Source organism: Dactylosporangium sp. NPDC005555 (assembly GCF_040605635.1).
Taxonomy (GTDB): Bacteria; Actinomycetota; Actinomycetes; order Mycobacteriales; family Micromonosporaceae; genus Dactylosporangium.
The window spans coordinates 33,296-47,818 of the sequence record NZ_JBEXDG010000014.1; the positions used below are offsets into that span (position 1 = coordinate 33,296).

Sequence of the window (14,523 nt, forward strand, 5' to 3'; positions counted from 1 at the left end):
TCGCTGGCCGGTCATGCGTCCTCACTTCGTTCCGGGCGCCTGCCCCAGGGCTGTCCTGTTGATGACCGGCCCGAGGCGCTTCGCTGGCCGGTCATGCGTCCTCACTTCGTTCCGGGCGCCTGCCCCAGGGCTGTCCTGTTGATGACCGGCCCGAGGCGCTTCGCTGGCCGGTCATGAGGCCGCCGTCGCGATCACGTTCATCAGATGCTCCGTTGTCACTGCTTCGCCGCGCAGCTCGCCGGCGACGGCGCCGTCGCGCAGCACGACCACACGGTCGGAACCCTCGATGAGCTCCTCGGCGTCGGAGGAGACCAGCACGACGCCGAGGCCTTCGGCGGCGAGCTCGTCGATGAGCGCCTGCACCTCGGCCTTCGCGCCGACGTCGATGCCGCGGGTGGGCTCGTCGAGCAGCAGCACCTTCGGCCCGGTGGCGAGGAGACGGGCGAGGAGGACCTTCTGCTGGTTGCCGCCGGACAGGTCGCCGACGCGCTGGTGCGGGCTGGACGCCTTGACCCGCAGCCGGGTCATGAAGGTCTCGACGATCTTGTCGATCTTGCGTTCGGAGACGACGCCGGCGCTCGACAGCCGCGGCAGGACGGCGAGGGCGATGTTCTCCCGGATCGACAGGCCCAGGGCGAGGCCCTCGGCCTTGCGGTCCTCGGGCTGCACGGCGATGCCGGCCTTGAGCGCGGCGACCGGGTTGGGGCGGCGCAGGACGGCGCCGTCGATCTCGACCGTGCCGCTGTCCAGCGGCAGCGCCCCGGCGACGGCCTTGATGGTCTCGCTGCGCCCGGCACCGAGGAGGCCGCCGAGCCCGACGACCTCGCCGGGGAGGACCTCGAAGCTGACCCCGGTGAGCTTGTGCCGGCTGTTGAGGCCGGCGGCCCGCAGGACGGGTCTGCTGTCGGCGGCGGCGTGCTCACCGCCGAAGCTGGTGAAGCCGGCCTTGCGGACGTCGGACATGGGCCGGCCGAGCATGTGCGAGACGAGCTGGAGCCGGTCGAGGTCCTTGATGAGGCCGGTGTGCACGAGCTTGCCGTCGCGCAGGACGGTGACCCGGTCGCAGATGCGGTACAGCTCGTCGAGGCGGTGGCTGACGTAGATGATGCCGACGCCGCGCTCGTGGAGGCGGGCGATGACGCCGAAGAGCGTCTCGACCTCGCGGGGTTCGAGCGAGGACGTCGGCTCGTCCATGACGACGACGCGGGCGTCGACCATGACGGCCCGGGCGAGGGCGACCATCTGCTGCGCGCCGAGCGCCATGAGGCCCAGGGGGCGGCGCACGTCGGAGGTGATGCCGTACCCGGCGAGGATCGCCGCGGCGTCCCGGTTCATCCTGGCGACGTCGACGAGGCCGATCCGGTTGCGGGGTTCCCGGCCGAGGAAGAGGTTGCGCGCCACGCTCATCAGCGGGACGAGGTTGACCTCCTGGTAGATGGTGGAGATGCCGGCCGCCTGGGCGTCGAGCGGGCCGTTGAACGTGACCGGCCGCCCCAGGTGCCGCAGGTCGCCGCCGTCGGGCTGGTAGACGCCGGTGAGGACCTTGATGAGGGTCGACTTGCCGGCGCCGTTCTCGCCGACGAGGGCGTGCACCTCACCGGCGCGCAGGGTGAACGAGACGTCGTCGAGGGCGCGTACCCCGGGGAACTGTTTGCTGACGCCTACCACTTCGAGCAGCGGCGCGTCCGGTGCGGACATGCGAGGGGTCCCATCTCGGAAGAAAAGCCCAGGCCGGGATCATCCCCGACCTGGGCCCTGATGCAACAGTCAGCTGCGAACGGTCAGGAGGTCAGTACGCGAGGCCCAGGTCGGCCGCGGCGTTCGTCGAGTCGTACTCGCGGTCGGAGATGATGATGTTCTCCGCGATCGGCTCACCGCTGAAGAACTTGGTGGCGGTGCCGAAGGCGAGCGGGCCGAAGCGCGGGTTGGACTCGATGACCGAGGAGATCCAGCCGTCGACGATGCCCTGGACGGCGCCCTTCGTGCCGTCGATCGTCACGATCTTGACGTCGCCGGGCTTCTTGCTGGCACCCTTCAGCGCGGTGATCGCGCCGAGGGCCATCTCGTCGTTCTCGGCGTAGATGCCGTTGATGTTGGGCTTGGACTGCAGCAGCTGCTCGGAGACCTTCTGGCCCTCCTCGCGGGAGAACTGGCCGGTCTGCTCGAACTCGATCTTGATGTTCGGGGCGATCTTCGCGATCTGGTCCTTGAAGCCCTGCGTCCGCAGCGTGGTCACGTTGTTACCGGGGGCGCCCAGCAGGATCGCGACGGTGCCGGTGTTGTTCAGCGCCTTGGCCATCTTGTCGGCGGCGCGCTTGCCCTGCTCGGCGAAGTCCGAACCGATGAACGTCAGGTAGTCCGTGCAGTGCTTCGCGTTGATCTTCCGGTCGATCGTGACGATCGGGATCTTCTTCGCGGTCGCCTTCTGGAACACCGAGTCCCAGCCGTCGGAGTTGAGCGGCGCGATGACGAGCAGCTGGACGCCCTGGTCGATCAGCGTGCTGACGTCGGTGATCTGCTTGTCGAACTTCGAGTCCGCGTTGGTGACCTTCAGGTTCGCGGCCGGGATGCCCAGCTTCGCCGCCTCGTCCTTGATGGACTGGGTCTCGGCGATACGGAACGGGTTGGCTTCCTTCTCCGACTGGGAGAAGCCGATGGTGGCCGTCTTCAGGTCGACCTTCTGGCCGCCGAACTTCGTCAGGTCACAGGTCGAGCCGCCCGCGGCGGCGGACTTCGTCGTCTGCACCGCGGCGGAGCTGTCGGCGGTCGACTTCGCGGCCGGGTCGTCCTCGGACTTCGCGCAGCCGGTCATCAGCAGGGCGGAGGCGCTGAGAACGGCCAGGGCGGGCCGCCAGCGGCCACGCATATCGATCATGTTGGGTCACTCCCTTGAGCGAGGGGGACCGCGGTGCGAGGTGCGCCGCGTTCGGGGTGTACCGCATTCACTCATCCTCCAACTTTTTCTGTCAAGACTTTCCACCCACCCGACCAAAACCAAACACCAACTGTCACATGTTCGAGACCTTGCCGAAGTTGTCCCGACACCGCGGCGATCGATCGTGTCCAATCGCCGCGCCGTATGCCACAATATTCAACACTTTCGATCCTGCTGACCCTGGGAGCTGGGATGACCCGAAGTCCCCGGGCGCTGAAACGCGCCCTGACGGCCGCCGCCACGGCCCTGCTCGCATCAACAGTCATGACTATGATCACGACAAAACCGGCGGCCGCCACCGCCACCCCGCCACCCGGCCCGCTCACCGCCCCCGTGATGGGTTGGAACAGCTGGAACCGGTTCGGCTGCAACATCGACGAGAACCTCATCAAGGCGACCGCCGACGCCATGGTGAGCACCGGCCTGCGCGCGTCCGGCTACACGTACGTCAACATCGACGACTGCTGGATGGCACCCACCCGCGACGCGCAGGGCCGGCTGCGCCCCGACCCGACCCGCTTCCCCGGCGGGATCGCCGCCATCGCCGACTACGTCCACGCCCGCGGCCTCAAGCTCGGCATCTACTCCTCGGCGGGCACCGCCACCTGCCAGGGCCTGCCGGCCAGCCTCGACCACGAGGTCACCGACGCGCAGACCTGGGCGTCCTGGGGCATCGACCTGCTCAAGTACGACAACTGCAACAACCAGGGCCGGCCCGCCGCCCAGCGGTACAAGGCGATGGGCGACGCGCTGAAAGCCACCGGACGGCACATCGTCTACAGCATCTGCAACTGGGGCGACGACGCGCCGTGGGAGTTCGCGCCGGACACGGGCGGCAGCCTGTGGCGCACCACCGGCGACATCAACGCCAGCTGGGGCAGCGTCACGTCACTGCTGGACCAGCAGGCCGGTCTGGAGACGTTCGCGCGCAAGGGCTACTACAACGACCCCGACATGCTCGAGGTCGGCAACGGCCCCCTCACCAACGACGAGAACATCGCGCACTTCTCACTGTGGTCGCTGCTGTCCTCGCCGCTGCTGCTCGGCAACGACCTGCGCAGCGTCCCCGCCGCCACACTCAACGTGCTGCGCAACGCCGACGTCATCGCCGTCAACCAGGACTGGGGCGGATCGCAGGGCCGCCGCATGGCCGACAACGGCGACACCGAGGTGTGGGCGAAACCGATGAGCGACGGGTCCGTCGCGGCGGTCCTGTTCAACCGGGGCGGCGCCGCCGCCTCGATCAGCACCACGACCGCGACCCTCGGCCTGGGCGGCTCCAGCTCGTACACGACGAAGAACCTGTGGACGGGCGCGACCGGCACCACGCCGGGGACGCTGTCCGCGACGGTCCCGTCGCACGGCGTCGCCATGTTCCGGGTGACCCGCGCCGGCACCCTGGCCGGCGCACCGGCCGCCGGCACCCTGCAGGTGAGCGACCTGCCGTGGCTCGCGTCCGGCAACGGCTGGGGACCCGCGGAACGCGACCGCGCCAACGGGGAGCAGGCCGCCGGCGACGGCGGGACCCTGAACGTCGGCGGGACCACGTTCGCGAAGGGCATCGGCGCGCACGCCGACGCCGCCGTCCACGTGTACCTCGGGCGGGCCTGCCGCACGTTCACCGCCCAGGTCGGCGTCGACAACGAGGCCGGCACGAACGGTTCCGTGCGGTTCGCGGTGTACGGCGACGGCCGCCTCCTCGGCTACACGGGCGTCAAGACCGGCGGGCAGGCACCGACGCGGCTGACCGTCTCCACCGGCGGCTACCTGACCCTGGAGCTGCGCGTCACCGACGCCCGCAACGGCGACGCCTACGACCACGCCGACTGGGGCAGCCCCACGCTCGTCTGCGGCGGCAGCGGCGCCGGCAGCGCCGTCAGCGACCGCACCTGGGGCACCGCCACCAACGGGTGGGGCCCGGCCGAGCGGGACACCTCCAACGGTGAGCAGGCCACCGGCGACGGCAGCGTCATCACCGTCGGCGGCGTCAGCTACCCGAAGGGCGTCGGCGTCCACGCCGCCGCCGACATCACCGTGCCCATCGGCGGGGCGTGCAGCCGCTTCACCGCCGTCGCCGGCCTCGACGCCGAGGTCGGCACCTCCTCGACCGGGGTGGTGTTCAGCGTCGTCGCCGACGGCGTCACCCTGTGGACCAGCCCGACGGTGACCGCGGCGGCACCCGTCGCCGTCGACGTGGCCGTGTCGGGCCGCACCAACCTGCGGCTGGTCACCGCGGGCGCCGGTTCGATCGACTACGACCACGCCGACTGGGCCGACGCCAGACTCATCTGCTGAGCTGATACGTCCCCTGGCCGGGGGTGACCACGAAGGTGTCGGGGGGCGTGAACCCGCTCGCGGCGAACGCCTCCCGCACCGCCGTCTCCACCGCGTCGCAGCGCTCCTCGTCGACCAGCGCGAGGACACAGCCGCCGAACCCGCCACCGGTCATCCTGGCACCGTGCGCGCCGTGCTCCAGGGCCACCCGCACGGCCGTGTCGACCTGCGGCACGGTGATCTCGTAGTCGTCGCGCATCGACTCGTGCGACGCCGTCATCAGCGGCCCCGCCGCGCGCAGGTCCCCGGCGCGCAGCACCGCGACCGTGTCCAGGACCCGCTGGTCCTCGGTCACCACGTGCCGGACCCGGCGGCGCATCGTCTCGTCGTCGAGCTTCGCCAGGGCGTCCGGCAGCGCGTCGACGTCCACGTCACGCAACGCGGTGACGCCCAGGATCCCGGCCGCCTCCTCACACGCCCTGCGGCGGGCCGCGTACTCGCCGTCGACGTGCGCGTGCGGCGCCCTGCTGTCCACGACGAGGATCTTCAGCCCGGCCGCGGCGAGGTCGAACGGGACCTGCTCGGTCGCCAGGGACCGGCAGTCCAGGAACAGCGCGTGCCCTTCCTGGCACAGCGTCGACGCGGCCTGGTCCATGATGCCCGTCGGTGCGCCCACGTACTCGTTCTCGGCGCGCTGGGCCAGCCTGGGCCGGTCCCGCATCGGCAGGTCGGCTGCTGCCAGATCCGCCAGTACCGCCATCGTCGCGCACTCCAGGGCCGCCGACGACGACAGGCCGGCGCCGAACGGCACGTCGGACGCGATGGTGAGCCGGGCGCCCGGCACGTCCACGCCGGCCTCCCGCAGCACCCACACGACGGCCGCCACATAAGCGGCCCAGCCCTCGACCTTCGCGCTCAGATCAAAGCTGACCGTCTCACCGGTCTGCTCCGACGTGACCTCCCAACGCTTGCCCGGCAGGCGGGTGCCGCTGACGGCGGTCGCGTGCGGCAGCGCGAACGGCAGCACGAAGCCGTCGTTGTAGTCGGTGTGCTCGCCGATGAGGTTGACCCGGCCCGGGCTCACCCACAGGCTGTCAGCCTTCTCAAGGCGCTCCGCGGCCGTCGTCACAGCTGGACCTCCCGCAGCATCGCGGCGGCCTGCTCCGGCCGCACGTCGTTGACGAACACACCCATGCCGGACTCGGACCCGGCGAGGTACTTGAGCTTCCCCGGCGCCCGCCGGGTGCTGAACACCTGCAGGTGCAGGTAGGCCAGGTCCCGGTCGATGCGGACCGGCGCCTGGTGCCACGCGGAGATGTACGGCATCGCCAGCCCGAACATGCCGTCGAGGCGGCGCAGCACCTCCAGGTAGATGGGCGCGAACGTGTCCCGCTCCGCCGACGTCAGCGCCGGGATGTCCGGGACCTGCCGGTGCGGATACAGGTGGACCTCGAACGGCCAGCGGGCCACCGCCGGCACGAACGCCGTCCAGTGCACGTTCTGCGCCACGACCCGCTCGCCGGCGACGCGTTCGGCGGCGAGGACGTCGGCGAACAGGTTGCCGTCGCCGTACGCGCGGGCGGAGGCGAGCATCCGGCGGGTCCGCGGCGTCACGAACGGATACGCGTAGATCTGCCCGTGCGGATGCGACAACGTCACACCGATCTCGGTCCCGCGGTTCTCGAAACAGAAGACCTGCTCGACGTCGTCACGGGTCGACAGGTCCGCGGTGCGGTCCGCCCACGCCTCCATGACGGTGCGGACCCGCGCCTGCGACAGCGACGCGAACGACGCGTTGTGGTCGGAGGTGAAGCACACCACCTCGCAGCGGCCCGCGCCCGGCCTCGTCGGCACCAGACCCGGCAGGATGTCGCCCTGCTCCGGCCCGACCCGGTGGCTGAACGACGGGAACCGGTTCTCGAACACGACCACGTCGTACTCGCCCGCCGGGATCTCGCTCTGCCACGCCGGTGTCGACGGGCACAGCGGGCACTCGTCCGACGGCGGATGGAAGGTCCTGGACTGCCGGTGCGCGGCGATGGCCACCCACTCATCGAGAATGGGGTCGTGACGCATCTCCGACGCGGCGGGCGGGGGCGGCAGCTCCCGCTGATCGACGCTGTCCCGGGACGCGTCGTCACGCTCGTCGAAATAGATGAGTTCCCGACCGTCGGCGAGGTGGGTGACCGTGCGCTTCACTCGTTCTCCAGTTGCGGTGGCTAACCGTTCGGATCGACCACGATGAGTTCACCGACGCGCTCTGCGAGCTGCACCCGTGCCTCGGCGGCGAGCCCGACGTCGGTGATGAGGATGTCCGCCTCGTCGAGCGGGGTGATGGTCGCGATGCCGACCATCTCCCATTTGGTGTGATCGGCCAGGACGACCAGCCTGCGGGCGGCGGAGACCATCAGGCGGTTGGTGCCGGCCTCCATGAGGTTCGGCGTGGTGAACCCGGTGCGCGGGCTCATGCCGTGCACACCGAGGAACAACACGTCGACGTTGAGCGAGCCGATCGCCGCCTCGGCGACCGGGCCGGCGAGGGCGTCGGACGGGGTGCGGATACCACCGGTGAGCACGACCGTCTGGTCGGGCCGCCCGGCGTGATACAGGGTGTCGGCGACCGGGATCGAGTTGGTGACGATCGTCAGTCCCGGGACATCCACGAGATGCGCGGCGAGCGCCGCCGTGGTCGTGCCGGCGGACAACGCGACCGCCGTGTGCGGTTCGATGAGCTTCGCGGCCCGCTCGACGATCGCCGCCTTCTCGTTGCGCTGGCGCACCGACTTCGCGTCGAAACCCGGCTCCTCGGTGGATCCGGGACCGGCGATGGTGGCGCCACCGTGGACCTTGTCGACCAGCCCGCGGTCGGCGAGCGCCTCCAGGTCGCGGCGGATGGTCATGTCGGACACGCCGAACTGGCGCACCAACTGGCTCACCCGAACGCCACCGTGCCGGCGCACCAGATCCAGAATGGCCGTTTGACGTTGCTGTGCGAGCATCACGCCGTTCCCTTCGCAGGCGCAGCGGCTGGCGCGGCTGCGCGGATGGCGAATCCCATCGCAGATTCCAACGCAGACGTTACGTCGCCAGGGACGGTGTGCACCCCGGTGGCCCGGCCGAAGTTGACGGCCGGGTGGACACCCCCTCGAAGGGCGGCTGGGTGCGCTCGCATGCGCTACAGCTTCGAACCTAGCCGACCAGAAGTCAACAAACTCGAACAGAGAACTGTGCGAACGATGTTCAGAAGGGCGCGGTTCCAACCGTGGTCAAACGTTGGGTTGCCCGGGACAACGCCACGTAGAGCGTCCGGAAACCCGTCTTCGCCTCGTCCCTGATCTGCGCCGGCTCGACCACCAGGACCGCGTCGTACTCCATGCCCTTCGAGTCCAGCGCACCGACCGTCTGCAGCCGCCCGTCCTCGCCGAGCCCGTCGACCCACTTCGCGATCTCGTCGCGCCGGGCGGTCGGCGTGATCACCCCGACCGTCCCCTCGACCTGGTCCAGGAGCGTGGCAGCCGCGGCCCGGGTCGCCGCCTCCAGCTCGGGTGCCGCGACGGTCGTCAGCACCGGCATCCGATGCGAGGACCGCACCGCCGTGGGCAGCTCGATGTCCGGCTGCGCCTTGCGGATCACCCGGGCGGCCACCTCGAAAATTTCAGCCGAGTTGCGGTAGTTCGTGGTCAACGTGAACGCCGACCGGCGCCGGGAACCGATCGCGCCGTCCATCGCACGCTCCGCCTCCGCCGCGTCACCCCACGCCGCCTGCGCCGGGTCACCGACGATCGTCCACGTGGCGTTCGGCCCGCGCCGCCCGATCATCCGCCACTGCATCGGCGACACGTCCTGCGACTCGTCGACGATGATGTGCGCATAGTCACGGTAGTCCGTCGGCCGCTCCACCGCCTGCGCCCGCGCCGCCGCCATCCGGTCCGAATACGTCGTGACCTCCCGCACCCCCTCCGCGACCTGGAACGGGTCCCGCGCCACCCGCTTGCGCGCCGGCGGGTCACCGAGCAGCTCCTGCAGCTCGTCCAGCAGCGCCACGTCCTCCACCGACGGGTCGTCCACCCGGATCGACCCAGCCAGGACGGCGATCTCCCGGTTGCTCAGCACCCCGTTCGCCCACCGCGACAACCGGTGACGATCGGTGAGCCAGCCCAGCACCTCCACCGGGCGCATCACCGGCCACCACGCCCGCATGAACGTCACGAACTCGGGCCGCTCCGCGATGTCCGGCGCGAACTCCTCACGCTTCTGCTGCCGCCCCGACGGCAGCAGCTCCACGCTCTGCCGCCACAACGCGTCCAGCACGTGCCCCGCCGCCTTCGCCCGCGCCGCGTTGCGCCGCACCCCCAGATTGAGCACGGTGCGCCGCAGATCGTCCAGCGCCGGACGATCCAGGGCCAGCAGCTCGCCGCGGTACAGCAGCCGCAGACGCTCCGGCGAAGCAGGGACCGGCCCACGGGCCGCCCGGCTCAACACCCGCTGCATGCGCAACGACCCCTTCACGGCCGCCACCTCCGGCGGCTCGTGCCGGGTGCCCTGCACACCCTCCAGGAGCTGCCCCAGCGACCGCAGCGACGCGGTGTCCTCACCGAGCGACGGCAGGACCCGCGACACATAGCCGACGAACACGTCCGACGGGCCGACGACGAGCACCCCACCCGACTCGTACCGGTTACGGTCCGCATACAACAGGTACGCCGCCCTGTGCAGCGCCACAGCCGTCTTGCCGGTGCCGGGCCCGCCACGCACGATCGTCACCCCGAGGCTGGGGGAGCGGATCGCGTCGTCCTGCTCCCGCTGGATCGTCGCGACGATGTCCTTCATGCCCGTGCCCGTCGCGCGGGACAGGTTCGCCAGCAGCGCCCCGTCACCGATGACCGCCATGTCGCCCGGCGCCGCCTCAGGGTCCAACAGGTCGTCCTCGATGCTGATGACCTTCTCGTTGCTGCTGCGGATGCTCCGCCGGCGCACGACCCCCATCCGGTCCGCCGGGGTCGCCCGGTAGAACGCCGCCGCCGCCGGCGCCCGCCAGTCCACCACGAGCGACTCGTAGGTCTCGTCGCGCAGCCCGAGGCGGCCGATGTACCGCACCTCACCACCGGGCACGACCGGATCCGCGGACGCGGCGTCCTTGCCGTCGCCGGACCGCCCGTCAGGGCCCAGGTCCAGCCGGCCGAACACGAGACCGTCGTGCTCGCTCTCCAGGGCCCGCCGCCGCTTCGCCGCGTGATAGACCATCGCGTCACGCTCCACCAGCGCGCCGAAATTGCCGACCCTGGCCAGGCTGTAACCCTCCCGCTCCACCTCGGCCGCGGTGATCCGCAACTGGTCGAGACGGATATAGACCCGGTCGAGGTATACCTGCTCAGCGGCGATCTCCGACTCGCGAACCGCGTCGTTCAACGCCCCACCCCTAGCACCGGGTTAAAAAACAACCCTACGAGCCTACTTCACGCCGCAGGTGCCGGTGCTTCGTCCCATTTACGGCGTTGGTGTCGGCGCCGGCGCCTGTTCCGCTTCCTCACGCAGAGCACGAGCCTCCGCGGCCGCCTTACGACGCAGGTAGAACGTCGTGACCAGCCCCGCGACCACGGCGAGCGCCAACGCGACCCACGAGAAGTCCTTCAGCCACCGCTCGGCCACCCGGCCCACCGAATAGATCGCGAACACCGTGCCGAACGACCAGGTCAGACCCCCGAGCGCGTTCGCGACCAGGAACTTGCCATACGGCACCCGCAGCGCACCCGCGAGCGGACCGGCCAGGATGCGCAACAGCGCGATGAACCGGCCGAAGAACACCGCCCACACGCCCCACCGCTGGAACGCCCGCTCGGCCTTCGCCAGGTGCGCCGGCCCGAAATGCTTCGGGAACCGCCGCCCCGCCCGCTCCAAAAGATGCCGCCCACCGCGCCGGCCGATGTAGTAGCCGATCGAATCGCCGATGATCGCCCCCGCCGACGCCGCCCCGGCCACCCACCACGGGTCGATCCTCGTCGTCACAGCCAGCAGCGACGCCGTCACCAGCGTGATCTCGCCGGGCACCGGAATGCCCATGCTCTCGATCCCGATCACCCCGCCGACCAGCAGATAGACCCAGACCGGCGAGAGCGTGGCCATCCACGTCTCGATGTGATGCACAGTCGCCTCCCCGCGGTGGTCGCCCCGTCCACCTTCTCATACCGTGGCGACCGTGAAGTGGATGGTGTATGGCGCGAACGGTTACAGCGGGTCACTCCTCGCCCGGCTCGCGGTCGCCCGCGGTTCGCGGCCCGTCCTCGCCGGTCGATCCCTTCCGGCCGTCGCCGACCTCGCGGGCCCGCTGGGACTTCCACACCGCGCGTTCCCGCTGTCGGCCCCCGACCTGACCGGCGTCGACGCCGTCGTCAACTGCGCCGGCCCCTTCGCCGCCACCGCCCGCCCCCTCGTCGAGGCCTGCCTCACCGCCGGCGTGCACTACCTCGACATCACCGGCGAGCTCGACGTCTTCGACTGGATGTTCGCCCAGTCGTCACGCGCCGTCACCGCCGGCGTGGTCCTGCTCACCGGCGCCGGCTTCGACGTCGTCCCCACCGACTGTCTCGCCGCGATGCTCGCCGCCGCCATGCCGGACGCCGTCAGCCTTGAGCTCGCGTTCGACGCGCCGGGCGGCCTCAGCCGCGGCACCGCCCGCACCAGCCTCACCGAGGCCGCCTCGGGCGGCCGCCGCCGCGTCGGCGGCGTCCTGGTCGAAACCCCCTTCGGCACCCCGTCCCGGACCGTGCCCTTCCCGTCCGGCCCACGCACCGTCGGCGCGACCCGCTGGGGCGACCTCGTGACCGCCCACCACTCCACCGGCATCCCGGACATCACCGTGTACATGCGGCTGCCCCGCAACGCCGGCCTGGCCCGCCTGCTCCGCTTCCCCCCGCTGCGAGCCGCGGCCCGCGCCCTGATCCCCGCCGGCGGCCCGTCCGACACCCGGCGCTCCGACACCGGCTGCGAGGTGTGGGCCTCAGTGACCGACGCCGCCGGCAACACCCTCACCGCGACCCTGACCGGCCCGAACGCCTACGCCCTGACGGCTGACGCGTCGCTGCGCGCCGTGCAGGCCGTGCTCGCCGGTGGCATCCCACCAGGCACCCACACCCCGGCCACCGCGCTCGGCCCAGCCTTCGCCCAGACCCTCGACGGCGTCACGGTCACCCCGCCCCACTGACGAGCGCGTGGACTATAGTGGGTGGTAGGGCCGACAAGAAATTTGGTCGGTGGGTGTACCGTTTGGTTTAGCCGGTCGGGCCGACGGACCTTCGGACGTCGTACTCGCTCAGGCGCTTAGCGTCGCGGTGCTCGACGTCGCGGTGCTCGACGTCGCGGCTCTTGGCGTCGCGGCGCTCGGCGTTGGAGGTGCTCGGCGTCGCACCGCGGCTCGTCCCGGCGGCAGGCGTTGCGCGGCGGCGCGACGCGCTGGCGTGCGCCACGGTGCCGGGCTGCGTGCCGTGGCTCGTCGCGGGGCCAGTCGTGGTGGATCTCGCTGCGGGGCCGGTCGCGATAGACCTCGCGGCGGGGTTGCTCGCGATGGGGTTGCTCCCGATGGGGTTGCTCCCGACGGACCTCGCGGTGGGGCTCTCCGTGGTGGGGCTCTCCGCGGTCGAGCTCTTCTCGGCGGGGCCCTTCACGGTGGGGGTCGTGGTGGTGGATCTCGTGGTGGGGGTGGTGCTGCGGGTGCGTTGGCGGGCCATGCGAGTGGTGCGTGCGGCGCGGCGGATGACGTTGACGATCGCGTCGGTGACCATGTCGGGGCGTTCGATGGGCAGCATGTGGCCGGCGTCGTCGCAAGTGATCAGCTCGGCATCGGGGAGCTCGCCGGCGATCGTGGCGGCGCAGGCGGGTGGGGTCAAGCGGTCCAGGGTGCCGACCAGGACCGCGACCGGCAGGCCGCGCATGGCGGCCAGGGTTTCCACGCGGTGGTGCAGGTCGACCGACGGGCGGAAGCCGCCGATCGCGCACAGCGGCGCGTTGCCGACCATCGACGCGGTCAGGGCGACCCACGAGGTGTCGACCCGGCCGCCGAAGACCAGCCACCGGACCCCGGGGGAGAGCAGCGGCATCAGGCGGCGGTGGGGGCGCCAGGCGCCCGAGCGGGCGAGGAGGCCGGCGCCCTGGACCTCCAGGATGCGCATGACCCGGGCGAGGCGCGGGCTCAGACCGTAGCTGGTGCGGGACGAGCCTTCCGCTGACGTCGACACGAGGACCACACCGACGACGCGGGTGGCGAAGGCGGCGGCGTGGCGTTGTGCGTACTCCATGATCGCCATGCCGCCGAGGGAGTGGCCGACGAGGATGACCGGGCCGTCGGGGACGAGCTGGGTCATGACCTCGGCGAGGTCGTCGCCGAGCTGTTCGAGGGTCGCGTCGGTGCCTGAGGTGGCGGAGGAGCGGCCGTGGCCGCGCAGGTCGAAGGCCACCATCCGGACAGGTCGGCGGACCAGGGCGGCGACGCGGGCCGGGAGGTCGGCGATCTGCTGGCGCCAGAGGCGGTTGTCGAGCGTCCAGCCGTGCAGGAAGACCACGGTGACCGGGGTCTGTGCGGCGCCGCCGCGGCCCGGCACGATGGCGGGCACGGTGGCGGGTGCATCGGCTGCCCCGGTGGCAGGTGCGGGCGCGGGCGGGTACAGCACGCTGTACAGGCAGGCGCCGTCAGCGAGCCTCACGGTGGAGGGGAAGACGACGGTACCCATGGACCATTGTTACCCGGAAGTACGTCAGATTACCCCGGTGATCCCCGGGAGCATTTCGGGAGCATTTCGGGTGTGAGCCTGATGAGCGCGGAGGGCAGGGGCCCCCAGGGCAGCGCAAAGCCGCCGCCCGGCGGACCGGGCGGCGGCTGTGGAAGCTGAGCGACGTCAGGCGGCTTCGAAGATGCCCGCGTCGACGAGGCGCTGCTCGGTCGCGTCCCAGCCGTGGCTGGGGTGGGCGGCGTTGAGCGCCTGCAGCTCGACCCGCAGCTTGGACGCGTGGCCGGCGCCGGCCAGCACGCGGATCTCCTCGACGAACGCGTCGGAGGAGGTGCCCAGGCGGTTGGTCTTGCCGTTGGTCAGGTTGCGCACGTAGACGTGCTTGCCGCCGTTGAGCGGGATGAGGTATTTGAACTCACCCAGCACGCTCAGGGCACCGGACGCGCCGGCCTGGCCTGCGCGGACTGAGGCCCGCGCGGTCTTTGAGGTGTTGCTCGCCACGGCGGGAACTCCTTGTCGAGGCTGAAACTGCGGAAGGTCGTCGCTGACGCTGACGTCAGACAGCAAAACTGTAACACCCGCCAGGGTCGACCA

11 protein-coding genes are annotated in these 14,523 nt (G+C 71.1%); 2 read left to right on the plus strand and 9 right to left on the minus strand.

What is annotated here, in order from left to right:
• Positions 1 to 171: 171 nt before the first annotated feature.
• Together ABZS58_RS18075 and ABZS58_RS18080 are read right to left on the minus strand one after the other, a co-directional pair.
• The gene (locus ABZS58_RS18075; RefSeq protein ID WP_354782736.1) at positions 172 to 1,698 is read right to left on the minus strand and encodes a sugar ABC transporter ATP-binding protein; all 1,527 of its coding nucleotides are present in this window, start codon (positions 1,696 to 1,698) and stop codon (positions 172 to 174) included.
• A gap of 91 nt (positions 1,699 to 1,789) precedes the next feature.
• On the minus strand, positions 1,790 to 2,875 hold the full coding sequence (locus ABZS58_RS18080) for an ABC transporter substrate-binding protein (RefSeq protein WP_354782738.1): 1,086 nt from the start codon (positions 2,873 to 2,875) through the stop codon (positions 1,790 to 1,792).
• 330 nt (positions 2,876 to 3,205) lie between these two features.
• Between ABZS58_RS18080 and ABZS58_RS18085 the strand changes: the two genes are divergently transcribed.
• Positions 3,206 to 5,230: an NPCBM/NEW2 domain-containing protein gene (locus ABZS58_RS18085; RefSeq protein WP_354782740.1), complete on the plus strand. Its 2,025-nt coding sequence runs from the start codon at positions 3,206 to 3,208 to the stop codon at positions 5,228 to 5,230.
• On the opposite strand, the gene galK is transcribed toward ABZS58_RS18085, so the two are convergent.
• From galK to ABZS58_RS18110, 5 genes are all read right to left on the minus strand, one after another.
• Positions 5,220 to 6,338 carry a galactokinase gene (galK, locus tag ABZS58_RS18090; RefSeq protein WP_354782742.1) on the minus strand — a complete coding sequence of 373 codons (1,119 nt, stop codon included), beginning with the start codon at positions 6,336 to 6,338 and terminating at the stop codon, positions 5,220 to 5,222. The two genes, ABZS58_RS18085 and galK, sit on opposite strands and share 11 nt — an antisense overlap.
• Positions 6,335 to 7,408, minus strand: coding sequence for a galactose-1-phosphate uridylyltransferase (galT, locus tag ABZS58_RS18095; protein ID WP_354782744.1), 1,074 nt, complete (start codon positions 7,406 to 7,408; stop codon positions 6,335 to 6,337). Before galT ends, galK begins: the two co-directional genes overlap by 4 nt.
• Positions 7,409 to 7,428: 20 nt before the next feature.
• On the minus strand, positions 7,429 to 8,208 hold the full coding sequence (locus ABZS58_RS18100; protein ID WP_354782746.1) for a DeoR/GlpR family DNA-binding transcription regulator: 780 nt from the start codon (positions 8,206 to 8,208) through the stop codon (positions 7,429 to 7,431).
• A 241-nt stretch (positions 8,209 to 8,449) separates the two neighbouring features.
• A complete protein-coding gene (locus tag ABZS58_RS18105) occupies positions 8,450 to 10,618 on the minus strand; it encodes an ATP-dependent DNA helicase (RefSeq protein WP_354782748.1) in 2,169 nt (722 codons plus the stop codon).
• Between the two features lie 78 nt (positions 10,619 to 10,696).
• Entirely contained in the window at positions 10,697 to 11,332 is a 636-nt protein-coding gene (locus ABZS58_RS18110; RefSeq protein ID WP_354782750.1) for a DedA family protein, read from the minus strand.
• A gap of 82 nt (positions 11,333 to 11,414) precedes the next feature.
• Between ABZS58_RS18110 and ABZS58_RS18115 the strand changes: the two genes are divergently transcribed.
• Entirely contained in the window at positions 11,415 to 12,410 is a 996-nt protein-coding gene (locus tag ABZS58_RS18115) for a saccharopine dehydrogenase NADP-binding domain-containing protein (protein WP_354783000.1), read from the plus strand.
• Positions 12,411 to 12,477: 67 nt separating this feature from the next.
• Here the strand turns inward: ABZS58_RS18115 and ABZS58_RS18120 are convergent, their stop codons facing one another.
• On the minus strand, positions 12,478 to 13,932 hold the full coding sequence (locus tag ABZS58_RS18120) for an alpha/beta hydrolase (RefSeq protein ID WP_354782752.1): 1,455 nt from the start codon (positions 13,930 to 13,932) through the stop codon (positions 12,478 to 12,480).
• A 165-nt stretch (positions 13,933 to 14,097) separates the two neighbouring features.
• Positions 14,098 to 14,430 carry a hypothetical protein gene (locus ABZS58_RS18125; protein WP_354782754.1) on the minus strand — a complete coding sequence of 111 codons (333 nt, stop codon included), beginning with the start codon at positions 14,428 to 14,430 and terminating at the stop codon, positions 14,098 to 14,100.
• Positions 14,431 to 14,523: the final 93 nt, after the last annotated feature.

Excerpts from the sequence above, each read along its gene's own strand:
- ABZS58_RS18075 (WP_354782736.1), bottom strand. The coding sequence starts at position 1,698 with ATGTCCGCACCGGACGCGCCGCTGCTCGAAGTGGTAGGCGTCAGCAAA.
- ABZS58_RS18080 (WP_354782738.1), bottom strand. The coding sequence starts at position 2,875 with ATGATCGATATGCGTGGCCGCTGGCGGCCCGCCCTGGCCGTTCTCAGC.
- ABZS58_RS18085 (WP_354782740.1), top strand. The coding sequence starts at position 3,206 with ATGATCACGACAAAACCGGCGGCCGCCACCGCCACCCCGCCACCCGGC.
- ABZS58_RS18100 (WP_354782746.1), bottom strand. The coding sequence starts at position 8,208 with ATGCTCGCACAGCAACGTCAAACGGCCATTCTGGATCTGGTGCGCCGG.
- ABZS58_RS18110 (WP_354782750.1), bottom strand. The coding sequence starts at position 11,332 with ATGGCCACGCTCTCGCCGGTCTGGGTCTATCTGCTGGTCGGCGGGGTG.
- ABZS58_RS18115 (WP_354783000.1), top strand. The coding sequence starts at position 11,415 with ATGGTGTATGGCGCGAACGGTTACAGCGGGTCACTCCTCGCCCGGCTC.
- ABZS58_RS18120 (WP_354782752.1), bottom strand. The coding sequence starts at position 13,932 with ATGGGTACCGTCGTCTTCCCCTCCACCGTGAGGCTCGCTGACGGCGCC.